This is a genomic window from Arthrobacter sp. B055-34 (assembly GCF_059090425.1).
In genome coordinates this window covers 16,537-40,011 of record NZ_JBNHFQ010000001.1, presented here as the reverse complement: position 1 = coordinate 40,011, position 23,475 = coordinate 16,537, and the positions used below count along the sequence as shown (strand labels likewise).

The window sequence follows — 23,475 nt, the reverse complement described above, 5'->3', positions numbered from 1 at the left end:
AGATCGGGAAAGGTGTCAACATGTCTGCACAGCTCGCACCGCAGTCGCCTGCCGTACCGCGCCACGCTCAACCACTCCAGCTCACACGTCGTGGCCGTCTGCTGTTGATCGGCCTTCCGCTCATCCTGTCGGCTGCTGCTCTATTGACGCTGATTGGCTTCTTTACTGCTCCCGCAATGGCCTCCACCAGCGATGGCCTAGGAGCTGGCGAGACGATTACTGTCACGGTCGGCTCCGGGCAGACCTTGTGGGAAGTCGCCAGTGCCGTTGCTCCTGAGCGGAATCCGCATGATGTGATTGCCGAGATTTCCCAATTGAACAACCTTCCGGGATCCATCGTGCAAGCCGGACAGCAACTCCATGTTCCCGTCAGCGGCATCGGCCAGCGGCCGTAATATGAGACCCTCCGGCTGGCCCGATTCCTGCCCCGGGCCGGCCGGAGCATAAGCTTGATCGGTGAGTGACCAGCTAGAACGACTGAATCGCCTGCCTCTCAGGGAAAACCTCAGAGGGTTAGAACCATATGGCGCACCCCAGCTACATGTGCCGGTGCTGCTGAATGTTAACGAGAACACTCATCCACTTCCCGATAGTGTTCACAAGGCCATTGCGGCCGCCGTCGATGCGGCAGCCACGGGGCTGAACCGTTACCCGGACCGCGAATTTACACAGCTGCGTCAATCGTTGGCTCGGTATCTGGGCCATGGGCTAACGGAAGAAAACGTTTGGGCCGCCAACGGTTCGAACGAAGTCCTCCAGCAGATTCTGCAGGCTTTTGGCGGTCCGGGCCGACGCTTACTCAGCTTCCCCCCTACATATTCGATGTATCCGTTGCTGGCAAGCGGCACAGACACTGAATATGTAACCGGCGCTCGCTCCGCCGACTTCAGTTTGACGGCCGAGGCAGCCGCGCGGGCAGTCAGGGAATCAGCCGCAAGTATCGTCATTCTTTGTTCCCCCAACAACCCCACCGGGACAGCTCTGGGCCTGGATGTTGTAGAAGCTGCGTACGAGGCGGGGGCCGAATACAACACCATGGTGATTGTGGACGAGGCATATGCCGAGTTTGCTCACACCGGCACCCCCAGCGCTTTGGAATTGCTTCAGGGCAGGGAGCGTCTGATCGTTTCGCGAACCATGAGTAAGGCGTTCGCTTTAGCAGGGGCCCGTGTCGGCTATCTGGCCGCTGCACCCGAAGTGACGGATGCCTTGCGCTTGGTCCGCCTGCCGTACCACCTGTCCGCCATCACCCAGGCAACTGCCGTTGCAGCCCTAGACCATGCGGATGCGCTGTTGGCCAACGTTGAAGACATCAAGGGCCAGCGTGACAGGATCGTGGCCGAACTCACGGATATGGGTCTGCGTCCCGCGCCCTCGGATTCGAATTTCGTATTCTTCGGGGGAGTAGCCAATCCGCACGCAGTGTGGCAGGGTTTGCTCGATGCCGGGGTGCTCATCCGTGACGTGGGGATTCCGGGCCATCTTCGGGTTACTGCCGGCACTGAGGCGGAGACCACTGCGTTCCTGAACCGCCTGCGCGAGCTTGTCTGAGCGATTTCTCCTAGACTGATATAAGAGCGCACGTCTTCGTGGACAGCCAAAATCGATTTTCTTCAAAGGACTCCAATGACCGTGGACATTGCCACCGGACGCACAGCGCGCCTTGAACGCACTACAAGTGAATCCTCCGTCCTGGTGGAACTGAACCTCGATGGCACGGGCCAATCCGATATCAGCACGACCGTGCCGTTCTATGACCACATGCTCACGGCGCTGGCTAAGCACTCGCTGATAGATCTGACGGTAAAGGCATCCGGCGATACCCATATCGACGTCCACCACACCGTTGAAGACGTCGCAATCACTCTGGGGGAGGTCGTTAAGAGCGCCCTCGGCAACAAGGCAGGAATCAGGCGGTTCGGCGAGGCCACGGTTCCGCTGGATGAAGCCATTGCCAACGCAGTGGTAGACATTTCCGGACGCCCTTATCTGGTGCACGACGGGGAACCTGCCGGCCAGGAGTACCACCTGATTGGCGGTCACTTCACGGGTTCGCTGACGCGCCACGTCTTCGAGGCCGTCACCCTGCATGCACAGATTTGCCTGCATATGCGGGTCATGGGCGGCAGGGACCCGCACCACATTGTTGAGGCGCAGTTCAAGGCTTTTGCGCGGGCGTTGCGTGCTGCTATCGAACCTGACCCGCGGGTAGAAGGTATTCCCTCCACGAAGGGGGCCTTGTGAAATCAGCCCCAAAAATCACCGTCCTCGACTATGGATCCGGCAACGTCCGGTCCGCCGTGCGCGCGCTTGAGCATGTCGGCGCGGAAGTAACGCTGAGTCATGCCTCCGAGGATGTTCTCAATGCGGATGGCCTGCTGGTTCCCGGCGTCGGCGCTTTCGCCGCTGTCATGGAGCAGCTGAAGAAGGTGGATGCGTTGCGCTGGATTGGGCGCCGCGTTGCCGGAGGGAGGCCGGTTCTGGGCATCTGCGTCGGTCTCCAGGTGTTGTTCGAGGAGGGTGTTGAACACGGCGTCAGTACCCCGGGTATGGGGGAGTGGCCTGGAACGGTGGAGCGTCTTGCTGCCGATGTTGTACCGCACATGGGGTGGAACACCGTTGAGCCCCCAGAAGGCAGCCGCCTATTTGCAGGCATCGAGGATGAGCGCTTCTATTTCGTCCACTCCTATGGAGTGCAGCGCTGGGACTTCGATGTGTCCCAGCCGGCCATGACCCCGCCGCAGGTGACCTGGTCCGAACACGGAGGAAGGTTCATCTCCGCTGTCGAAAACGGCCCTCTTTGCGCCACGCAGTTCCACCCGGAAAAGTCAGGCGATGCCGGAGCTGAGCTGCTGCGCAACTGGCTCCGGACGCTGGGCTAGACATGTGGAGCATCATGCTCATGGGTGTCGCCGGACTGCTTATCGGCGGCGCCATATCCTTCCGCAGCCAGAAAGCTCCGAAGGCTATTGTCATTAGCTTCTGGGTCTTAGCTGGAATGTCACTGCTAGCCGCTTACCTGCTCACACTCGGCCCGTCCGAGTAGAACTGTCCAACTAACCCAGAAAGCAGATATACCGAATGACTACAGACAACGCCCCGATTCTGGAACTGTTACCCGCAGTGGACGTTGCCGATGGCCAGGCCGTCCGCCTCGTTCAGGGCGAGGCCGGCAGCGAAACCAGCTACGGCGATCCATTGGACGCTGCGATGGCTTGGCAGAACGACGGCGCTGAGTGGGTCCACCTGGTAGATCTGGACGCCGCTTTCGGCCGCGGTTCGAACTCCGAATTACTCCAGCGCGTCGTCAAGGAACTGTCCATCAAGGTTGAGCTTTCGGGAGGCATCCGGGATGACGCCTCCTTGGAGCGAGCGCTGGAACTCGGCGCAGCTCGCGTGAATCTCGGCACAGCTGCGCTGGAGAATCCTGAATGGACCGCCCGGGCGATCGACCGATTCGGCGACGCCATCGCCGTCGGGCTTGATGTACGCGGCACGACGTTGGCAGCGCGCGGGTGGACCAAGGAGGGCGGCGATCTGTGGGAGGTGCTGGCTCGTCTGGAGGATGCCGGCTGCGCACGCTATGTTGTTACCGACGTGACCAAAGACGGTACCCTCAAGGGCCCGAACATCGAACTGCTGCAGGAAGTAGCCGCGCGAACGGAAAAGCCGGTCGTTGCCTCCGGCGGAATTTCAAGTCTCGATGATCTTGTCGCCCTGCGTGCTCTAGTGCCGCACGGTGTTGAAGGCGCGATTGTGGGTAAAGCACTCTACGCTGGTGCCTTTACCTTGCCGCAGGCTCTGGATACCGCCGGCCGTCGCTGACCGAAGTGGAAAAGCGAGAGCTTCCCGGACACATAGCGGCGGCGCTGGCAGGCGCCGGCGGAAGCACCGACTCCGCTGGACGGTCCTGGGAAGGACGGGACCTGAGCGGCCAGGGCAATCCGCTGCATAATTTCGGCCAGGACGACGGCACTGCCGACGCTGCTTACACTGAAGCATTGTCCGCGCTCATCGACGGCAGCGGTGGCGAAGCGGATATTGTCCGCGCTCTGGCGACGGCGCGTGTCTTTGTACCGATTGTCGCGCAGTTGGCAGAGGAAGAAGCCGGTGTCCACGGACTGTCTGCGGATAAACAGGCGGACATGGCGCTCGTGACGGTGCAGGCTCCGGATGGTCGACGCGCGCTACCCGTGTTTACCTCCATCGCCGCCCTGGAAGCCTGGCATTCGGAGGCGCGGCCTGTGGCTGTCTACGCCGCACGTGCCGCACTTTCCGCGGTCGCCGAGAAGGCGGAACTGCTTGTTGTTGATCCTGGTGCTGAACTTACTTTCGTCGTTCGTCGGCCGGCCATGTGGGCGCTGGCCAAACAGCAGGAATGGGTGCCGTCCTACGAAGACGAATGGTTGACGGGGATCGTTTCGCAGGCAGTCGCGGTGGAGTCCGATATCAGCAGTGTCGGTCTGGCGCCCGGTGGAGGAATCGGGGCAAAAACCGCCACCGGCAAGATTATTGCCGGTGGCGGAGTCGGTCCTGAGTTGCGGCTCGTGCTCAAGGTTCGTGAGGGCCTTGGGCGGGCGGAACTGCAGGCCTTGGCGGCACGTTTGCAGCGGAGGCTGGGGGGCGACCCGGACTTTATGGAGCGGGTGGACTCCCTGGAGATCAGCTTCACCCGATAATAAAAGTTTGACGCCGGAGCGAGACTCCGGCGTCGAACTTGATATAGACGAGACAGACTTAGCTGACCGGACCGGTGTACTTTTCGCCCGGGCCCTTGCCTGGTTCGTCCTGAATCGTCGATGCTTCCCGGAATGCCAGCTGAAGGGAACGCAGTCCATCCCGCAACGGACCGGCATGCTGACTGCCAATTTCCGGTGCGGCAGCGGTCACGAAGCCTGCCAAGGCCGTAATCAGTTTCCGCGCCTCGTCCAGATCTTTGAGCTCTTCGGCATCGTCGCCGGCGGCCAAGCCGCATTTGACGGCCGCGGCGCTCATAAGATGGACAGCGGCGGTGGTGATGACCTCTACCGCCGGAACTTCGGCGATGTCGCGCATCTGGGTCAGGACTTCCTGCTCCTGAGTGCTGGCTCCGGGCTCGGAACCCGCGGCGGATTCGAAACTGTGGCGGTGGTCTGTTTCTGGGGCAGGATTGTTATCTGGCGTGCTCATACTGGTAAGCTTGTCACAGACCGATTGATTCAAGTTATTTTCGTGCCCAAAAGCACACGGCATTACAGGCCGGCGGAAGCAGCCCGAATCAATATGCAAGCGGAGACCTCTCCCACCTGTTGGCATGGATATTCCAGAGCTGCCGGGTTCCTGGTCGGCATGTTGATTGTCGCAGTCTTGTCGGACAGCGAGGATGAACAGGAAGCGCCCGTCGTACGGTGTCGTTTCCCAGCCGACGTTCGAGGCCTTCGATTGCGCGTGCAATGGGAGGCCTTCTTTTATTGCAGGCGGTACTCGTTACCAGAACAACAGGAGCAACACATTAGCGAGCCACGAATCAATGATCGGATCCGCGTCCCTGAGGTGCGGTTGGTAGGACCGGCTGGAGAACAAGTCGGTATTGTCCGTATTGAGGACGCCCTGCGGCTGGCCTCCGAGTCGGATCTGGATCTTGTTGAGGTCGCACCGCAGGCCAAGCCTCCGGTGTGCAAGCTCATGGATTTTGGCAAGTATAAGTACGAAGCTGCAGTCAAGGCCCGTGAAGCGCGCAAGAACCAGACGAATACGGTACTCAAGGAGATCCGTTTCCGACTGAAGATTGACAAGCACGACTACGAAACCAAGCGTGGTCACGCTATGCGTTTCCTCGGTGCCGGGGACAAGGTCAAGGCCATGATCCAGTTCCGTGGCCGTGAGCAGCAGCGCCCGGAGATGGGCATTCGCCTGCTCCAGAAGTTCGCTGATGATGTCGCCGAGGTCGGCGTGGTCGAATCCAGCCCTCGCATTGACGGCCGCAACATGGTGATGGTTATCGGCCCGCTTAAGAACAAGGCTGAGGCCAAGGCAGAAGCGCGTCGGGCAGCCCAGAAAGCCGAAGCAAAGGCAGCCAACGAAGCCAAGAAGGAGCGCGTAGACGTTTCCTCGGATCAGGCTCCGATGACCCAGAGCTTGGGCGATCTGTTGCCCGAAGAGCTGACCAAGGCCGCCGCAGAGCCGACTCCTTCTGAGGCGACGGCAGAAGCTGCACCCGTGCAGGAGGCGCCCAAGGAAGAGGCGCAGGCTCTCGAGGTCGAGGCTCCGGAACCGAAGGCTGCCCCGGCTAAGGCTGAGACTCCGGCGCCTAAGACTGAAGCTCCGGCAGCGAAGGCTGCGCCGGCTCAGGCGGAAGCTCCGGCAGCGAAGGTTCCGCCGGCCGAGGCGGAAGCTCCGGCAGCGAAGGTTCCGCCGGCCGAGGCGGAAGCTCCGGCAGCGAAGGTTGCGCCGGCTCAGCCGGAAGCTCCGGCACCGAAGCCCGCAGCTAAGGCTCCGGCTCCGATGCCAAAGCCCATGGCCAAGCCGAAACCTGCCGCGGCCAAGGCGCCTGCCAAACCTGCAGCACCCAAGCCTTCCGGCCGGAGCAGCTCCAAGAGCTGAACCACGCCGGGTTTCATCTGGTACCGGTTGCAGCTTGCATCCGGTGTCCGGCAGACATGTACACCGCCGGTACCCGAATCGGGTACCGCATGAACCGATGGCCGTATGGCCGGAGGAAGACGTAAGGAGAACGGCAGCTATGCCGAAGCAGAAGACCCACAGTGGCGCCAAGAAGCGCTTCAAGCTCACCGGTACGGGCAAGCTCAAGCGGCAGCAGGCTAACCGCCGTCACTACCTGGAGCACAAGGCTTCCACTCTCACGCGCCGTTTGGCCAGCGACAAGATCGTGGCTCCGGCTGATGTGAAGAACATCAAGAAGATGCTGGGCATCTAGCTCTTCCTTCTGATTCACGGTGGGATCATCCGGTCCGCCACATCTTTTCAACTAGCTCCCAAGCCTGAGGAACAACAACTCCGGCTTCTGGGTATCAACACTTAAGGAGTACGCACGTGGCACGTGTGAAGCGGGCGGTTAATGCCCATAAGAAGCGCCGGGTAATCCTGGAACGCGCAAAGGGATACCGCGGACAGCGGTCCCGTCTCTACCGCAAGGCCAAGGAACAGCTGCTGCACTCGTTCGTGTACAGCTATGGCGACCGTCGCAAGCGCAAGGGTGACTTCCGCCGTCTCTGGATCCAGCGCATCAACGCTGCCTCCCGCGCCAACGGCCTGACCTACAACCGCCTTATCCAGGGCCTGAAGGCCGCCGAGGTCCAGGTTGACCGTCGCATGCTTGCCGAGCTGGCTGTTTCGGATGCCAACGCATTCGCTGCCCTGGTTCAGATCGCCAAGAATTCCCTCCCCGCTGACACCTCCGCTCCTGCAGTTGCTGAGGCAAAGCCGGCCGTGAAGAAGGCCGAAGCTGCCAAGGCTGCGAAGAAGGCCGAGACGGCCCCTGCAAAGGCCGAAAAGAGCGAAGCTGCTGCCGCTGAGAACACCGAAGCTCCCGCCGGTGCTGTTCTTGTGGTTGACGGTCAGCCCGCCCCCGAGGGATTCACCATCAAGGGCAACGCTGAGTCCAACAAGTACCACGTTCCGGGCTCCACCTGGTACGAGCAGACTGCTGCGCAGTACTGGTTTGACTCTGTTGCGTCCGCCAAGGCTGCCGGCTACGAGCCTGCAGGTGGCGAGGCACGCCAGAAGATCGCCGAGTAAGACTGCCGTTTCAAGCAGCATCTGCGGTGACGCTATAGTCGCTTTATGAGCACTACTGGGCGCCCGCAAGCCGTTATGTCGAACCCCCGAGCAGATCGGGTCAAAGACGTAGCCAAGCTTGCCGGGCGCTCAGTGCGTTTAAAGCGCAGGCAGTTCCTGGCCGAAGGTCCGCAGGCAGTCCGCGAAGCATTGGCTGCGCACCGTGCCGCTGCCGTCCCCGGTGGAAGGGGCGTCGTAGTTGAAGTATTCGCGACCGAACCGTGTCTCGAACGGTTGCCCGAATTGGCCGATCTCGCAGCCGGGGTCCCTCTGAGGTACGCCACCGAGGAAGTTGTATCTGCCATGGCAGATACAGTCAGCCCGCAGGGCATCGTCGCCGTCTGCAATTTCCTGGACCGGCCCCTGAGGGACGTATTGGCGGCAGGCCCGAAGCTGCTGGCAGTCATGTGCCGTGTCCAGGATCCTGGCAACGCAGGGACGGTTCTCCGCGCGGCCGATTCCGCCGGGGCCGATGCGGTGATCCTCACTGAGGGAAGCGTTGACATCTACAATCCGAAAGCTGTCCGCTCGACCGCCGGATCGCTCTTCCACCTGCCCATCGTCACGGGTCAGGATTTCATCCCGCTCACCGATGAGCTCCGCAAGCACGGCCTTGCTCTGCTGGCTGCCGATGGGTACGGAAACGTAGATCTCGATCGGCTGCAGGACCAAAGCGCCGGGCGCCGGCTCAAGGGCGGAGGTGATGTCGACGTCGTGGGTGCAGAATTGAAGATGCCGCGCCTCGAGGAAGCGACCGCATGGTTCTTTGGCAATGAGGCAAAGGGGCTATCGACCGCTGAACTGGATGCGGCGCAATGGCGTGTCGCCGTACCGATTTACGGGGAAGCCGAAAGTCTCAATGTTGGAACCGCAGCGACAGTTTGTTTGTATGCCTCGGCCCGGGCGCAGCGGGATCGGTATAGCTTTGAGGAAACTGAGAATCTAGAAACCCAGCGTCTAGAAACGGAGTAGCCATGGCAGCCGGCGGAGGTACCAAGGCGATTATTGCGGCTTTGACGGCGAACCTGACCATCGCGGTTCTGAAATTCGTGGCCTATGTCCTCACCGCTTCATCCTCGATGCTGGCAGAGGCGATACACTCCGTGGCCGACTCGGGGAACCAGGTACTGCTCCTCGTCGGCGGTAAACGTGCCGCCCGGCAGGCCAGCCCGCAGCATCCGTTCGGATACGGCCGGGACCGTTACATTTACGCTTTCATTGTCTCGATCGTACTCTTCAGCGTCGGAGGGCTCTTTGCGCTGTACGAGGCATACCACAAGTGGCAGGACCCGCATCCTATTGAAGGCGTCTGGTGGTGGGTTCCGCTCGCTGTCCTGATCGGTGCGATCATCGCGGAATCGTTTTCCCTCCGCACCGCCATCGTCGAGTCGAACCACGTCCGTGGAAAGAAGAGTTGGGTCCAGTTCGTCCGCAACGCCAAGTCGCCGGAGCTTCCGGTCATCCTGCTCGAGGACATAGGGGCATTGCTGGGGCTGGTCTTCGCACTCTTTGGCGTCAGTCTGACTCTGCTGACCGGCGACGGGGTCTGGGACGCTGTTGGCACGGCAATGATCGGCCTGCTCCTAGTGGTAATCGCTGTCGTCCTGGCGATCGAAACAAAGTCGCTGCTTCTAGGGGAGTCTGCGACCAAGGAACACATCAGGCTGATTGAAGAGGCAATCGGCGCCGACAACGAGACCAGAATCATTCACCTGAAGACGATGCACTTGGGCCCCGAGGAGTTGCTGGTGGCTGCGAAGGTCACTATCGCACACAGCGAATCAGGCCGCGAGATCGCCGAACAGATCGATGCCGCGGAGCAGCGGATCCGTGAGGCTGTGCCGATTGCCCGCGTGATCTACTTGGAGCCGGATATCTTCCGGGCGGAGAGAGCATCAGCGGCTTCGGAAGCAACAGGGGCCTGACCCCGGCGATCAAGGAGGCCGGAAATAGCGGCAACCGCCAGTCCGAGAAACGCCAACCCGGCGCCGACGAGGGCCGGTGCTTTGAATCCCCAGCCGGCGGCGATGACGGCCCCGCCGAGGAAGGCACCCAGTGCGTTCGCCATGTTGAGGGCCGAATGGTTCAGTGAGGCAGCCAGTGTCTGTGCATCAGGTGAAGCATCCATCAGGCGGGTCTGCAGCCCCGGGATCAGACTGGAGCCTGCGGCGCCAAGCAGGAAGACGAGCGGGATCGCCAGCCAGGGGATGCCGGCAGCGGCCCAGAACAGCACCAGCACGATAATGATCGCCGTCATGACTATGTAGATGCTGCCCATAACCGAGCGGTCGGCAAGCCGGCCGCCGATAAGGTTTCCGGCGACCATGCCGAGGCCGTACAGTCCCACGATCAGCGGCAGCGCCGATTCGGGTACGCCCGTGACCTCCGTCATGGTTGGGCTGATATACGAATACACCGCGAAAAAACCGCCGAAGCCGACGATGCCGATGAGCAAAGCCAGCCAGACCTGGATGCGTTTGAGTGCGCTGAGCTCCTTGCGGATGCTCGCTTCGGCATGAGTAGGAGTGAATGGGACGAATCGCTGGAGGAGGACCAAGGTAATGACGCCCATGATGCCCACGGCCACGAACATGAGCCGCCAGCCGTATTGCTGGCCAAGCCAAGTGACCAGCGGAACTCCGACCACGTTAGCCACAGAAAGCCCCAGCATGACGGCGGCCACGGCCTGGGCGCGCTTGGCCGGGGCAACAAGGGAGGCCGCGATGACGGCAGCGACGCCGAAGTAGGCGCCGTGGGGGAGACCGGAAAGGAAGCGGGTCAGGAGCATGGTTGTGTAATCCGCCGCCACCACCGACGAGAGGTTGCCGATGGTGAACAACCCCATGAGTCCCAGAACCATGTATTTGTGCGGAACTCTGGCACCGAGTGCGGCCAGGATGGGCGCGCCCACGACCACGCCCAGGGCGTAGGCCGAGATCAGCTGGCCGCTCTGGGGAATGCTGATTTGCAGACCTTCAGCCACGTCCTGCAGCAGACCCATGATGGCGAATTCCGTTGTTCCAATACCAAATCCGCCCGCGGCCAGGGCAATGATCGCCCAGACAACATGGGTGCTGTCACCGGGTTGTCTGACGGGTCGGACGGATTTGGAAGTCATGAATGCAGAAGCTCTCGGTCGAAGTCAGGCAGCCAGCAGGCGGAGGTATAGGCGCAAGGCTTCTGCCGGCAGATGGTGGGAACGCAACGCGCCGACGTCGTTGTCCATTTCCACTCTAACCGAGGCGGCTTGGCCGTCTCCGGGGAGTCGTCGTACAGTCGGTAGACTCGGTTCCGTGGAACAGCCTCTAAAACAGATCGTCGGAGCCGCGATTCTGGACTCTCTTTCGAAGCCTTCCGAGCTCCTGGTCGCCCGGAGAACGGCACCGGAATCCTTGGCCGGCCTGTGGGAATTTCCGGGAGGCAAGGTGGAGCCGGGAGAGAGCTGCGAAGATGCACTACTGCGTGAAATCCGCGAAGAGTTAGGTGTCGACGTCGAGCTCGGTACGGAGGTCCTAGGTCCGCTGGAACAGGGCTGGCAGCTCAACGATGCTGCCGCGATGCGGGTCTGGAACGCGCGAATTCTCGACGGCGAACCTCGCCCGCTTGAGGACCATGACGAGCTGCGGTGGGTGCCCTTGCGGCACGCGGAACTCAATGCCCTGCCTTGGATTCCAGCCGATCTTCCGATCATCATGGCTGTCCTGGAGTCGGTTGATCAGGCGGACATCGCTCGATCCTGAACGAATGGGTACGGTGAACTGAACGGAGGAGCCGGAGGAACATGGGGGCCAGTGTCTGGGTAGGCATTTTCCTGTTCGGCTGCTGGTAGTTCTCCTCGGGCTGCTGGCACATTCCGGAGTCTGGCGCAATTGGTGGACGCGGATCCACATGACAACCAGCTATCCGACGTTCGCAGGCTTCTTCGTCGGAATCTTCCTCATGCTCCTGACCGCTTACCGGACCGTACTCGAGATCGACGCCGCAGTGCTGACGGTCGTTTACGGACTGCTGCTCGCCGCCCTGCTGGTGGCAGGGATCACAGTATGGTTCTGGCTGCCCGCCGCCGTGCTGCCGACATGGTTGAGAGGGCAGAAGCGGGCCGAAGGCGAAGCTCGCATACGCAAGGCCGTACCGGACACCCAGTGGGGTTACAGGCTCCCGGCCCGCTAGAGGATGGAGACGGCCGCTGACTGAGCCACCACAAATTTGCCTCGACGACTTGCCGGCAGGGTGCCCGACGGTCAGAAAAGCGTGGGCTGCAGGGCAGGCGACGCCTCCGGCGTTGTCGCTCCAGCGGCCGGAGCCTGCTCCTCGGCTGCCGGGGCGGCCGTGCGGACGCGCAGATGGGCGGCGCCGCCGGATAGTGCGTAGCGGGTTTTGAGCTTTGCCACCCGTCCTGCCAGCCACTGGCGGTAGTCCTTGGACGCGTAGGTGCCGCCGTTGTAAAGTCCGTGGTACCTGCCTACAAGCTGCGGGTATTCCCTACCCAGCCACTGCAGGTACCACTCTCGCGCACCTGGGCGCAGGTGCAGGGCGCCCGCTGTGACGCCCGACGCTCCAGCGGCAGCCAGCTGGGAGAACAAGCGGTCCAGATGCTCGTCCCCGTCGGTTAGCCACGGCAGGATTGGCATGGCCATGACATTGCAATTAAAGCCTGCGTCCGCAACAGCCTTGATGAGGTCCAGCCGGGCCTTGGGCGTGGGTGTCCCTGGCTCGACCTGCTGCTGAAGCCGTGTATCCGCAAAAGCAAGAGACACGCCGATTCCGATGTCCACGCTTTCGGCGGCCTTGGCCAGGAGCGGCAGGTCCCGCTTGAGCAAGGGCCCCTTGGTGAGGACGGAGAACGGCGTTCCGGACTCGGCAAGGGCTTCGATAATGCCGGGCATGAGTTTGTAGCGGCCCTCGGCACGCATGTAGGGATCCGAGTTTGTTCCCAGCGCAACTGGTTGCCGTTTCCACGATGGCCGGGCCAGCTCGCGGCGAAGCACTTCCACGATGTTTGTCTTGACGATGATCTGGGTGTCAAAGTCCCGCCCGGCATCCAGATCCAAGTACTCATGGGTCTTGCGCGCAAAGCAGTAGGTGCATTGGTGCAGGCAGCCGCGGGTGGGATTGATGGTCCATTCGAACGGCATGGCCGACTGCGCGGGAACTTTGCTGAGTGCGGACTTGCAGACAATTTCGTGGAAAGTGACCCCGCTGAACTCGGGGGTTTGCGTGGAGCGCACCAGGCCTGCCATCTTGGCAAGGCCCGGCAATGCCAAATCATCAACAGAATCCAAAGCTTGCCCGTCCCAACGCATAAAGCAATTCGAACACACGTTCGAGGTTTTCTGCAAGGGCTGCCCGGATCCGTCCTAGTCCCTCGTGCGTCGGCGCCGTAGTGGCCGCTCGGAATAACCGCCTTCACGCAGGCCTGCCCACCGTTCGAAGATATTGCGCGAGGCCGGATCGCCAGTCCGCAGCAGCGACCAGAGCGCGGCCGCGCCGTACAGCGGCAGGAAGGGCAGTCCCAGGCAGCACGCGTACTGGGTGCTGTGGCGTGCCTCGTGGCCTATCAGGACCGGATTGGCCGCCAGATGCGCGGCCGTCGGGCGGAGCAGCACTACGTTTCCCAGCGTGAAGGCCGCTGCTTTCGGCGCCGGCCAGGTGTAACCCTGCGCAACAAGCAGGCCGCGGGGGCCATGCTGAAGGGAACAATCCGCGGCCTTGGCGACGGCGAGCCCCACCAGGGTGGAGAGGTTGATCAGGTTCAGGTAGCGGCGCAGGCGCTCACCGGGGGTCATGTCAACATCATAGGTTCTGCACGTGCAGCGCCTCCCGAAGGGCGCGTCTGCTCATAGCTGGCAACTGGCATGCGCTCCCTCGATGTCGGAGGTGTGGGCACTGTCCACTAGACTGTTTGTGCTGAGACATGACCGAAGTGCCGGGCACCTGAAGCGCTGCAATAGCGTATTCGAGGCACCTGTTCATGAGCCGAAGACACACCTGCATACAGAATCAATAGGTAAGAACATACATGTCTGAAACCACATTGGGGACTGAGACCCCGCAGGCCGCCGCTGTGCCGCATCCGCTGGACGAGGCTGCCATTGGCGCCGCCGTCGAGCAGGCGCTGGCCGCGATTGCCGCTGCCGCCAACCTTGAAGAGTTGAAGGCTGCCCGCATCGCCCACACCGGTGAGAAGTCGCCGCTGAGCCTGGCCAACCGCGAGATCGGCAAGCTCGCCAAGGAAGAGAAGGCTGCGGCCGGCAAGCTTGTGGGCCCGGCGCGAGGACGGCTGAACAAGGCGCTGGCTACCCGCACCGAGGAGCTCGAAGCGGAGCGGGATGCACAGATCCTCGTGGATGAGGCCGTGGACGTTACGGCCGCCCCGCGCCGTCGTCGTGCTGGTGCCAGGCACCCGTTGTCCATCCTGCAGGAACGCGTGAGCGACATCTTCGTCGGGATGGGCTGGGAAATCGCCGAAGGTCCCGAGGTGGAGTCCGAGTGGTTCAATTTCGACGCGCTGAACTTCAAGCCGGACCACCCCGCACGGGAAATGCAGGACACCTTCTTCGTGGAGCCGCCGGAAGCCCACCTGCTGATGCGCACGCATACCTCTCCGGTCCAGGTCCGCTCCATGTTGGAGCGCGAGGTGCCGATTTACGTGCTGTGCCCGGGCAAGGTGTTCCGGACCGACGAACTGGACGCCACCCATACACCCGTGTTCCACCAGTTCGAAGGCCTGGCCATCGACAAGGGCCTGAGCATGGCTGACCTGCGCGGGACGCTGGAGCATTTCGCCCGGCAGATGTTCGGCGCCGACGCCAGCATCCGGCTGCGCCCGAACTTCTTCCCCTTCACCGAGCCTTCCGCGGAGCTGGACATCTGGCATCCGGGTGCCAAGGGCGGCCCGCAGTGGATCGAGTGGGGCGGCTGCGGCATGGTGCACCCCAACGTGCTGCGCGCCGCCGGAATCGATCCGGAGGTCTATTCGGGCTTCGCCTTCGGTATGGGCATCGAACGCACGCTGATGTTCCGCAACGAGGTGGGCGACATGCACGACATGATTGAAGGCGATGTACGGTTCAGCGAACACTTCGGGATGGAGATCTAAGTAATGCGTATCCCACTTTCCTGGTTGCGCGAGTATGCCCAGGTACCGGCGGAAGCAACCGCTGAAGATGTCATGGCCGAGCTGGTCAAGGTCGGTCTCGAAGAGGAGGACGTCCACCGTCCGCTCGACGAACTGAAGGGCCCGGTGGTCGTCGGGCAGGTGCTCTCGGCCGAAAAGGAACCGCAGTCCAATGGCAAGACCATCAACTGGTGCCAGGTCCGCGTGGTGCCGGAGGGCCAGGAGCAGACCCTGACCGGAGACGGCATTGACCCGTCCGGCGTGCAGGGCGTTGTCTGCGGCGCGCACAACTTCGAGCCGGGGGACAAGGTTGTCGTCACCCTGCCCGGCGCCGTGCTGCCCGGTGACTTCAGGATCACCCCGCGCAAGACCTACGGCCACGTTTCCGCCGGCATGATCGCGTCCGTGCGCGAGCTCGGCATCGGCGATGACCATGACGGCATCCTGGTGCTCGGCACCCTGGGCCTGGATCCCGAAATCGGGGCGGACGCCCTCGAGGTGCTCAGCCTCTACGACGAGGCCGCCGAGATCAACGTGACCCCGGACCGCAGCTACTGCTTCTCCATCCGTGGTGTGGCCCGCGAATTCGCCCATGCTACGGGTACCGAGTTCAAGGACCCGGCCGCCGCCGTCGTCGTCGATCCTTCCAGCGGCCCCGGCTACCCGGTGCGGCTGGAAGACCAGGCGCCCATTTACGGCAAGCCCGGCTGCGACAGGTTTGTCGCCCGCACGGTGCGCGGCGTGGACCCCACCCGGCCGACGCCGACCTGGATGGCTTCGCGCCTGCGCCTGGCCGGCATCCGTTCCATCTCGCTCGTGGTGGACATTTCCAACTACGTCATGCTCGAGCTGGGCCAGCCGCTGCACTTCTACGATCTGGACCGGCTCCAGGGCGATATTGTGGTGCGCCGCGCCAACGCGGGGGAGACGCTGCGGACGCTCGACGACAAGGTGCGCAAGCTGGATCCCGAGGACCTGCTGATCACAGACGCGTCCGGCGCCATCGGCATCGCCGGCGTGATGGGCGGAGCGGCCACCGAGGTATCGGACAGCACGGTCAACGTGCTCATCGAAGCGGCCCACTTCGAAGAGGTCAGCATCTCCCGCTCCCGCCGCCGCCACAAGCTCCCCTCCGAGGCGTCCAAGCGCTTCGAGCGGGGCGTGGACTGGCAGGTTGCCGATGAGGCCGCGCAGCGCGCCGTGGACCTGCTGACCGAGCTGGCCGGTGGTACCGCGGACACCACGGTGACCGACGCCGGGCAGGAACCGGCCGCCGTCGTTATTGATTTGCCGGCGGGCTTTGCCGCCGAACGGATCGGCATCGACTTCACCGAGGAGCAGATCACCGTGGCGCTCACGGACTTGGGCGCGGACGTTGAAAAGTACGACGGCGGGTACAAGGTGACGGCGCCGAGTTGGCGCCAGGACCTGGAGATCAAGGAAGACCTGGCTGAAGAGATCGCCCGTCTGGTCGGCTACGACCAGATCCCGGCGACCCTGCCGGTGGCGCCTCCCGGGCGCGGCCTGACCCGCGTACAGCAGCAGCGCCGCCGCGTCATGCAGGCGCTCGCGGACGCGGGCTTGACCGAGGTGCTTTCCTACCCGTTTGTCACCAAGGCTGCCAATGACACCTTCGGTGCCGCGGCGGACGGCGAGGAACGCAGCGCGCTCAAGCTGGCCAACCCGCTCAGCGATGAGCATGGCTACCTGCGGACCTCCGTGCTGCCGGGGCTGCTGGAAACGGCGCGCCGGAACCACTCCCGCGGCTTCCGCGACCTGGCCCTGTACGAGGCCGGGCTGGTCTTCCTGCCCAACGGCCGCCTCGGCTCGGCGGAGATCCCGCCGCTGGGCGTACGCCCGTCGGAAGACGTGCTGGACGGGCTGTACTCGGGGATTCCGGAGCAGCCGCTGCACCTTGCGGCCGTCTTCATGGGCCACGATTCGCCCGCCGGCGCCAACCACACCCCGCGCCCCTGGGACTGGGCAGACGCGCTGGATGCTGCGCGACTGGTGGGCGACGTGCTCGGCGTGGAACTGGTGGTGGAGCAAGGTTCGCACCAGGCCTTCCACCCGGGCCGTACGGCGAGGATCTCGCTGCGCAACGGCCAGAGCGTGGGCTACGCGGGTGAACTGCACCCCAAGCTGCTCGCCGCGCAGGACCTGCCGGAACGCACGGCCGCGCTGGAGCTGAACGCGGACGTGCTCTTCGAGGCCGCCCCGGACGTCATTGTCGCCAAGCACCTTTCCACCTACCCGGTGGCCACGCAGGATGTGGCGCTGGTGGTGGATGCGGATACGGCCGCCGAGGCGGTGCGGGAGACCCTGCGCGAGGGCGCCGGCGAACTGCTGGAGGACATCGCGCTCTTCGACGTGTACGCCGGCACAGGCATTGAAGACGGCAAGAAGTCCCTGGCCTTCGGGCTGCGCTTCCGCGCCGATGACCGCACGCTGACGGCCGATGAAGCCTCGGAGGCCCGGGCCGCCGCGGTGGCTCTGGCCGCCGAACGGTTCGGCGCCGTCCAGCGTTAAGCAAAAAGCGAACTGAACAACGACGGCGGGGCGCGCCTTGGTAGGCCCCGCCGTCGTTGGCGGTCTTGGAGGTAAGTGTATGAGGGGTGAGGTCATCCTGCGGCTGGTCCGCCTGGCCGATTCCGGTTCCGGCATGTCCAGCCGCGGCTTCCGCCGGGGTGCCATCCGCAACCTGTCGCGTGACGCGGTGCGGCGCCTGGCGGCGGATGAGCTCGACGTCGGGACCGAACGCGTGCAGTTGGCGTTCGACTGCCGCGACTGCCTGCGCGGCAACGATGGCAGCCATGGCCAGCCGTACCTGCTGCTGGACGGTAATCCGGCGCCCGTCCGGGTCAGCTACAGCCGCAGCGGGGACTGGCTGCTGGCCGCGCTGTCCTTCCGGCCGGTGCTCCTGGGCGTGGACCTGGAAGACACCGGATCGGCGGCCTTCGGCGAGGACGACAACATCGACGCCGTGATGCTCACCCTCGACGAACGTGCCCTGCTGGCCCGGGCCGTTGACCGCCGGCGGCTCCGCGCGCAGCTCTGGACACGGAAAGAAGCCGTGCTGAAATCCACCGGCCACGGCCTGCGCCTTGCCCCCGATGAGGTAGGGGTGGCGGATGCGGAAGGCAGCGCACTGCTGACCATCTGGCCCGGTTCTGCCGGGGAACGGCCGGGTGTGCAACTCGTGGACCTTCAGCTCACGCCGGCCATGGCCGATGGAACAGCCGTCCCGCCAACGCTGACCGCGGCCCTGGCCATCGGCGGTTCGGCCGATCCGGGTGTTATTTTCCGGGAAACACTGGCAGTCCCGCGCTGAACAGCCACGGCTCCAGGAGTGTGGCGGCGGAAAAGTCCGGCCGTCCTGCTTCCGCGTCAGCAAGCCCGATGAACTGGCTTGTTGAGACGGAGCTGTGCCGGTAGTCGGCGCACCAGCGGCGCAGAATGCGGAAAAACGGCTCGTCGCCGAGTTCGGTCCGCAAGGCGTGCAGGGCCAGGGCACCGCGCTTGTAGACCCGGTCATCGAACATCAGCTGCGGACCGGGATCGCCCACTGTGATGTCCTGTTCCAGGGCGGCTAGCATTTGCCAGGCGGCTTTGGCGCGGCCGGCGGCAGGCAGGGAGCCGGAGGCCTCGGACCAGATCCACTCGGAATAGCAGGCGAAGCCTTCATGCAGCCATATATCTTTCCAGCTCGCAGCAGTCAGCGAATTGCCGAACCATTGGTGCGAGAGCTCATGCGCGATCAAGCGCTGCGCCTCCCACCCGTTGTCCAGATGGTTGCGGCCGATGATGGACAGCGACTGGGCCTCCAGCGGGATTTCCAGTTCGTCCTCGGCCACCACCACGGTGTAGCGCGCAAAGGGGTACGGGCCGAAAGACCGGACGAAGACCGCCATCATGTCTTCCTGCCGGGACAGGGCCGCGACGGCGTCCGTGAGCAGCGGCGCAGGTGCTGCGACCTGCTGGGCCACGGCGGCATCGCCTTCCGGACCGGCTGACCCGGGAGGCACAAGATCCTGCAGGACGTAGCGGCCTATCTGGAGCGTGGCCAGGTAGGTTGCCATGGGTTCGTTCATCTCATAGACCCAGGTTTCCCGGGAGGCCTTTTTATGGTGGCTTACCAGTTCGCCGTTGGCCACGGCACGGTAACCGGCGTCCGTGGTGGTGCTGATGCGGAAGGTGGCTTTCTGGCTGGGGTGGTCGTTGCAGGGGAACCACGACGAGGCGCCGTCGGGCTGCCCGGCGACCAACACGCCGTCGGTCAGTTCCTCCCACCCCACTTCGCCCCAGTCGCCGTTGATCGGCGCGGGAGTGCCTTCGTATCGGATATCCAGCACCAGTCCGGTGTCTGCCGGCAGCGGTTCCTTCAGCGACAGAACCAGTTTGCCGTTGCGCTGCGACGTTTTCCTGGGGCGTTGCCCGTTGACCTGGACACGGCCGGCCTGCAGCCCGGTCAGGTCAAGTTCCAGGCGACTGGTGGCCCTGAGCGTGCGGCCGGTGAGCACGGCGCGTCCGGCCAGCCGGTTGGACGCTAGCTTGCACTCCAGGTCCAGGTCGTAGTGCATGACGAGCAGGTCGCCGGTACCGCGGCCGGGTACATAGGGGTCCGGCAGCAGCGTAGACACCGCTGCTGGCAATGCAGCAGCCGGACCATCGGCTGAGCCGTTGGCGGGGCTTGATGATAGGCAGGTCATGAGGCGGTAAACGTCCAAGGTCGTACGGGATTGCCCATCCAGTAGCTCGCCGCGGGCACGGTCTCTCCCCGCATCACCAGGGAAGCCGGGCCAACGGTGGCGCCGTCGGCAAGGGAAGCGGCCGGCAGGATGACTCCGTGCGGACCCATCGTGGCGCCGGCTGCGAGTTCCACCGTATCAATGCTCATGATCCGGTCATGGAACAGGTGGGTCTGGACCACGCAGCCGCGGTTGACTGTGGAGCCATCGCCGAGGCTTACCAAGTCCGCCTCGGGCAGCCAGTAGCTCTCGCACCAGACACCGTGGCCGATCTTCGCGCCCAGCGCCCGCAGCCACCAGACCAGTGCCGGGGTGCCGGCAGCGGCGCGGCCGAACCAGGGCGCGCTGACCAGTTCCACAAAGGTGTCCACCACTTCGTTCCGCCAGATGAACGAGCTCCACAGCGGATGCTCGCCGGGCTTGATCCGCCCGACCAGGAGCCACTTGGCGAGTACCGAGCAGCCGGCCGCGGCGGCTCCGGCCAGCATGAGGACCAGGCCGCCGGCGAGGGCGGCCACGAGGTAGCCGTAGGTTCCGGCCAGCCAGTCAAAGACCGCGAGAACCACCAGGGCCAGCGCCACGGTGACGGCCACCGGAACAAAACGGCACAGTTCCCAGAGTGTGCGCGCAAGCTTCAGCCTCGCTGGCGGGGCGAAGGTGCGGCTGGAATCCGCGTCGATGGAAGTACGGCGCAGGCGTACCGGCGGGCTGCCCAGCCAGGACGACCCGGCCTTGGCTTTCGACGGCGTTGCGGACAGGACGGCAACCAGCGAGTTCTTCGGCACACGCCGTCCGGCCGCTGTCATGCCCGAGTTGCCGAGGAAGGAACGCTTGCCGATCTTGGCCGGGGCGATTTTCATCCACCCGCCGCCAAGTTCATAGGAGGCAACCATCGTGTCGTCCGCCAGGAAAGCGCCCTCGCCGATGGTGGTCATTTTGGGTACCAGCAGCACGGTGGAAGCCTCCACGTTGCGCCCGACCTTGGCACCCAGCAGGCGCAGCCAGACGGGGGTAAACAGGCTCGCGTAGATGGGGAAGAGGATGTCGCGGGCCATGTCCAGCACGCGTTCGGTGGCCCAGACCTGCCAGCCCACCCGGCTGCGCACCCGGTGGTAGCCCTCCTTCACGCCGAGCCCCAGCAGGCGGACCGTGACGAGGACCAACACCAGGTTGGTCAGGAACCAGACCAAGGCCGCCGCCGGCACGGCGGCAAGCAACGGTACAAAAGCTGCCGACAAGCTGGTGTTGCCGGGCACCAGGAAAATCACGACGGCGACCGCGGCCGCCGCTGCGGCAAACGGGATCAGCGCCAGGGCCGAGGAAGCCACCGGGTAGAAAATGCTCCACAACGGGCTCGATTTTGCCGGCGGTTCCGGCCAGGCGTGCTTTGACTTGCCGGTGCGCTCGGCAGGCGAGCCGGAGAAATTCAGGCCGGCCTTGACCTTGCCGGTGACAGCGGAGCCGGGCTCCACCGTGGCGCCGGCGCCGATGCTGGTGCCGGGCATGAGCGTACTGCGCGCGCCGATGGTGGCCCCGGCCCCCACGCTGATGGCACCGATATGGACCCTGTCGCCGTCGAGCCACCAGCCGGAGAGGTCTACCTCGGGTTCAACGGACGCTCCGCGGCCCAGCGTGAGCAGGCCGGTCACCGGCGGTACCGAGTGCAGATCGACGTCCCGGCCGACGTCGGCGCCGAGGGCCCGTGCGTAGTACGGGACGAACGGGGCACTGGCGAGGGAGACGGCCGATGCCATGTCCGCGATCTGTTCGGCCAGCCACAACCGCAGATGTACCCGGCCCGAGCGCGGGTAGGTGCCGGGCCGGAGCCCCCGCAGCAGCAGCCGGGCGGCGAGCACGCAAATGGCCATCCGTCCCGGCGGGCTGACGAAGACCGCCCAGGTGGCAATGACCCACCACCAGGACAAGGTCGGCGCCGCGGTCAGCACGCCCAGGAGGGACAGCGAGTTGTTGAGGATCATCAGGTACGTCAGCCAGCGCATGCCGACCAGGACAATCAGCGGGATGCCCATCAAAGTCTGGAAGATCTGGCTCTTGCGCTGGGTGCGCCGGACCTGCCGTTCCTTCGGCTCGGCCTGCACTCCGTCCGGAACCGACTGGCGCGCGGCCTCGATGAGGGCTCCGATGCGGGGGTGGGCGTAGATCTCCGACACGGCAATGGTTGGGTACCGGACCCGCAGGGCCGACACGAGCTGGGCTGCAGCCAGCGAACCCCCGCCGCTGGTGAAGAAGTCCGCATCCAGCGAGGCGACCGGCAGGCCGAGCACCGAGTTCCACTGCTCCGCGATCCAGGCGGCATCCGCCTCCAGCTGGAGCTCGCCTGCGCCGTCGGCCGGCTCGGAGCGCGGCAGCGGCCAGGGCAGGGCGTTGCGGTCCACCTTGCCGCTGGTCTTGGTGGGCAGGGTGTCGACGACAGCCAGCAGCGGGATCAACGGAGCCGGCAACTGGCCGGCCAACAGCCCGCGGGCGCTGTCGACGTCGTAATCATCGGGCGCAGCCAGATAGCCGACCAGTATCTGGTTGCCCGCAGCAGTGGTCTTCACCGCGGCGGCGGCGCCGGAGACGCCGGGCAGGGCCTGCAGGGCGCTGTCCACTTCGCCCAGTTCAATCCGCCGGCCGCCGAGCTTGACCTGCTCATCCGCCCGGCCGACAAAGAGCAGGCCGGCCGGATCATAGGTGACCAGATCGCCGCTGCGGTAGGCACGCTCCCACCCGAGGGACGGCATCGGCGCGTACTTCTCCGCGTCCTTGGCCGGATCGAGGTAGCGGGCCAGGCCCACGCCGCCGATGATCAGTTCGCCCGTGCCGCCCTCGGCGACCGGAACGCCGTCGGAATCCACCACGGCCAGGTCCCAGCCGTGCAGCGGCAGGCCGATCCGCACGGGTGCGTTTCCACTCAGCGGCGCGGCGCAGGCCACCACGGTTGCCTCCGTGGGGCCATAGGTGTTCCAGACTTCGCGGTCCTCCACAGCCAGCCGGCGGGCCAGCTCCGGCGGACAGGCTTCGCCGCCGAAGATGAGCAGGCGGACATTTTCCAGCGCCTCGGCTGGCCACAGCGCGGCCAGCGTCGGCACCGTGGAAACCGCCGTAATCCCGCGGCTGAGCAGCCAGGGACCCAGATCCATGCCGCTGCGGACCAGGGAACGCGGCGCCGGCACCAGGCAGGAGCCATGGCGCCAGGCGAGCCACATTTCCTCGCAGGAGGCATCGAAGGCCACCGAGAGCCCGGCCAGCACCCGGTCCTGAGGACCCAGCGGCTCCGCCGGCAGGAAGATCCGGGCCTCGGCGTCCACAAACGCGGCGGCGGACCGGTGGGTGACGGCCACGCCCTTCGGTGTGCCCGTGGAGCCGGAGGTAAAGATCACCCAGGCATCGTCCGTCAGTTCGGCCGGCCGGGGATTCGGGAACGGTGCCGGCCGCTCCGGCGATGTCACGATTTCGCCGTCGGCTTTCAGGATGCCGGCCACTTTGGCCTCGCCGAAAACCAGCCGGGCGCGTTCATCGGGGTCATCCGCGTCTACCGGAACGTAGGCCGCGCCGATGTAGAGGGTCGCGAGAATGCTGACATACAGTTCGCGCGTGCCGGATGGAATCCGGATGCCCACCTTGTCGCCCGCCCCGAGCCCGGCCTCATGCAGCAGCTTCGCTTGCCGGCGGACGGCCTCCAGCAGTTCGGCGTAGCTCAGGGTCTGCTGCCCATCGTCCAGTGCCGAAGCGTCCGGATAGGCCTCCGCGCTCGCCGTCAGGATGTCCATCAGGGTCCGGGGCGGGGGAGTGCTGCCGGCACCGGGCAGCTGGGGTTCATGCACAATCACC

At 64.4% G+C, this 23,475-nt stretch carries 22 protein-coding genes; 16 read left to right on the top strand and 6 right to left on the bottom strand.

The genetic code is table 11. The features are described from left to right. Positions 1 to 20: 20 nt before the first annotated feature. From AC5RWO_RS00180 to AC5RWO_RS00155, 6 genes are all read left to right on the top strand, one after another. Positions 21 to 395: a LysM peptidoglycan-binding domain-containing protein gene (locus tag AC5RWO_RS00180; protein WP_498728538.1), complete on the top strand. Its 375-nt coding sequence runs from the start codon at positions 21 to 23 to the stop codon at positions 393 to 395. Positions 396 to 456: 61 nt separating this feature from the next. Then, a complete protein-coding gene (locus tag AC5RWO_RS00175; protein WP_498728537.1) occupies positions 457 to 1,551 on the top strand; it encodes a histidinol-phosphate transaminase in 1,095 nt (364 codons plus the stop codon). Between the two features lie 75 nt (positions 1,552 to 1,626). After that, positions 1,627 to 2,244, top strand: coding sequence for an imidazoleglycerol-phosphate dehydratase HisB (gene hisB, locus AC5RWO_RS00170; protein ID WP_498728536.1), 618 nt, complete (start codon positions 1,627 to 1,629; stop codon positions 2,242 to 2,244). Next, positions 2,241 to 2,882 (top strand): imidazole glycerol phosphate synthase subunit HisH, encoded by a 642-nt coding sequence (gene hisH / locus AC5RWO_RS00165; RefSeq protein WP_139006014.1) that lies wholly within the window; start codon positions 2,241 to 2,243, stop codon positions 2,880 to 2,882. Before hisB ends, hisH begins: the two co-directional genes overlap by 4 nt. Before the next feature lie 199 nt (positions 2,883 to 3,081). Next, on the top strand, positions 3,082 to 3,825 hold the full coding sequence (priA, locus tag AC5RWO_RS00160) for a bifunctional 1-(5-phosphoribosyl)-5-((5-phosphoribosylamino)methylideneamino)imidazole-4-carboxamide isomerase/phosphoribosylanthranilate isomerase PriA (protein WP_498728535.1): 744 nt from the start codon (positions 3,082 to 3,084) through the stop codon (positions 3,823 to 3,825). Positions 3,826 to 3,830: 5 nt separating this feature from the next. Next, a complete protein-coding gene (locus tag AC5RWO_RS00155; RefSeq protein ID WP_498728534.1) occupies positions 3,831 to 4,679 on the top strand; it encodes an SseB family protein in 849 nt (282 codons plus the stop codon). Between the two features lie 58 nt (positions 4,680 to 4,737). On the opposite strand, the gene AC5RWO_RS00150 is transcribed toward AC5RWO_RS00155, so the two are convergent. Next, positions 4,738 to 5,169, bottom strand: a complete 432-nt coding sequence (locus AC5RWO_RS00150; protein ID WP_498728533.1) for a DUF1844 domain-containing protein — start codon at positions 5,167 to 5,169, stop codon at positions 4,738 to 4,740. 363 nt (positions 5,170 to 5,532) lie between these two features. On the opposite strand from AC5RWO_RS00150, the gene infC reads away from it, so the two are divergent. The 5 genes from infC (at position 5,533) to AC5RWO_RS00125 (ending at position 9,701) form a co-directional block, all read left to right on the top strand. Continuing rightward, positions 5,533 to 6,582, top strand: a complete 1,050-nt coding sequence (gene infC / locus AC5RWO_RS00145) for a translation initiation factor IF-3 (protein WP_498728532.1) — start codon at positions 5,533 to 5,535, stop codon at positions 6,580 to 6,582. A gap of 139 nt (positions 6,583 to 6,721) precedes the next feature. Beyond that, positions 6,722 to 6,916, top strand: a complete 195-nt coding sequence (gene rpmI / locus AC5RWO_RS00140; RefSeq protein WP_074702678.1) for a 50S ribosomal protein L35 — start codon at positions 6,722 to 6,724, stop codon at positions 6,914 to 6,916. A gap of 116 nt (positions 6,917 to 7,032) precedes the next feature. Further along, complete coding sequence (gene rplT / locus AC5RWO_RS00135) at positions 7,033 to 7,737, top strand: 50S ribosomal protein L20, sunset domain variant (protein WP_498728531.1); 705 nt, start codon at positions 7,033 to 7,035, stop codon at positions 7,735 to 7,737. A 45-nt stretch (positions 7,738 to 7,782) separates the two neighbouring features. After that, complete coding sequence (locus AC5RWO_RS00130) at positions 7,783 to 8,748, top strand: TrmH family RNA methyltransferase (RefSeq protein ID WP_498728530.1); 966 nt, start codon at positions 7,783 to 7,785, stop codon at positions 8,746 to 8,748. Between the two features lie 2 nt (positions 8,749 to 8,750). Continuing rightward, on the top strand, positions 8,751 to 9,701 hold the full coding sequence (locus AC5RWO_RS00125; RefSeq protein ID WP_498728529.1) for a cation diffusion facilitator family transporter: 951 nt from the start codon (positions 8,751 to 8,753) through the stop codon (positions 9,699 to 9,701). On the opposite strand, the gene AC5RWO_RS00120 is transcribed toward AC5RWO_RS00125, so the two are convergent. Continuing rightward, positions 9,635 to 10,894 carry an MFS transporter gene (locus AC5RWO_RS00120; RefSeq protein WP_498728528.1) on the bottom strand — a complete coding sequence of 420 codons (1,260 nt, stop codon included), beginning with the start codon at positions 10,892 to 10,894 and terminating at the stop codon, positions 9,635 to 9,637. The two genes, AC5RWO_RS00125 and AC5RWO_RS00120, sit on opposite strands and share 67 nt — an antisense overlap. Before the next feature lie 175 nt (positions 10,895 to 11,069). Here AC5RWO_RS00120 and AC5RWO_RS00115 point away from each other — a divergent pair, with 175 nt between their 5' ends. Beyond that, complete coding sequence (locus AC5RWO_RS00115; protein ID WP_498728527.1) at positions 11,070 to 11,516, top strand: (deoxy)nucleoside triphosphate pyrophosphohydrolase; 447 nt, start codon at positions 11,070 to 11,072, stop codon at positions 11,514 to 11,516. 148 nt (positions 11,517 to 11,664) lie between these two features. Then, complete coding sequence (locus AC5RWO_RS00110) at positions 11,665 to 11,946, top strand: hypothetical protein (RefSeq protein ID WP_498728526.1); 282 nt, start codon at positions 11,665 to 11,667, stop codon at positions 11,944 to 11,946. A 71-nt stretch (positions 11,947 to 12,017) separates the two neighbouring features. Here the strand turns inward: AC5RWO_RS00110 and AC5RWO_RS00105 are convergent, their stop codons facing one another. Together AC5RWO_RS00105 and AC5RWO_RS00100 are read right to left on the bottom strand one after the other, a co-directional pair. Beyond that, the gene (locus AC5RWO_RS00105; protein ID WP_498728525.1) at positions 12,018 to 13,079 is read right to left on the bottom strand and encodes an Rv2578c family radical SAM protein; all 1,062 of its coding nucleotides are present in this window, start codon (positions 13,077 to 13,079) and stop codon (positions 12,018 to 12,020) included. 54 nt (positions 13,080 to 13,133) lie between these two features. Next, complete coding sequence (locus AC5RWO_RS00100; RefSeq protein ID WP_498728524.1) at positions 13,134 to 13,562, bottom strand: hypothetical protein; 429 nt, start codon at positions 13,560 to 13,562, stop codon at positions 13,134 to 13,136. 233 nt (positions 13,563 to 13,795) lie between these two features. Here AC5RWO_RS00100 and pheS point away from each other — a divergent pair, with 233 nt between their 5' ends. From pheS to AC5RWO_RS00085, 3 genes are all read left to right on the top strand, one after another. Then, positions 13,796 to 14,875: a phenylalanine--tRNA ligase subunit alpha gene (gene pheS / locus AC5RWO_RS00095; RefSeq protein WP_074702669.1), complete on the top strand. Its 1,080-nt coding sequence runs from the start codon at positions 13,796 to 13,798 to the stop codon at positions 14,873 to 14,875. Between the two features lie 3 nt (positions 14,876 to 14,878). Next, the gene (pheT, locus tag AC5RWO_RS00090) at positions 14,879 to 17,422 is read left to right on the top strand and encodes a phenylalanine--tRNA ligase subunit beta (protein WP_498728523.1); all 2,544 of its coding nucleotides are present in this window, start codon (positions 14,879 to 14,881) and stop codon (positions 17,420 to 17,422) included. Between the two features lie 79 nt (positions 17,423 to 17,501). Beyond that, positions 17,502 to 18,224, top strand: coding sequence for a 4'-phosphopantetheinyl transferase family protein (locus tag AC5RWO_RS00085; protein WP_498728522.1), 723 nt, complete (start codon positions 17,502 to 17,504; stop codon positions 18,222 to 18,224). Here AC5RWO_RS00085 and AC5RWO_RS00080 read toward each other — a convergent pair. Both AC5RWO_RS00080 and AC5RWO_RS00075 read right to left on the bottom strand, forming a co-directional pair. Continuing rightward, positions 18,190 to 19,602, bottom strand: coding sequence for a M1 family metallopeptidase (locus tag AC5RWO_RS00080; RefSeq protein ID WP_498728521.1), 1,413 nt, complete (start codon positions 19,600 to 19,602; stop codon positions 18,190 to 18,192). The two genes, AC5RWO_RS00085 and AC5RWO_RS00080, sit on opposite strands and share 35 nt — an antisense overlap. Then, positions 19,599 to 23,414 (bottom strand): Pls/PosA family non-ribosomal peptide synthetase, encoded by a 3,816-nt coding sequence (locus AC5RWO_RS00075; protein ID WP_498729295.1) that lies wholly within the window; start codon positions 23,412 to 23,414, stop codon positions 19,599 to 19,601. The genes AC5RWO_RS00080 and AC5RWO_RS00075 overlap by 4 nt, the downstream gene beginning before the upstream one ends. Positions 23,415 to 23,475: the final 61 nt, after the last annotated feature.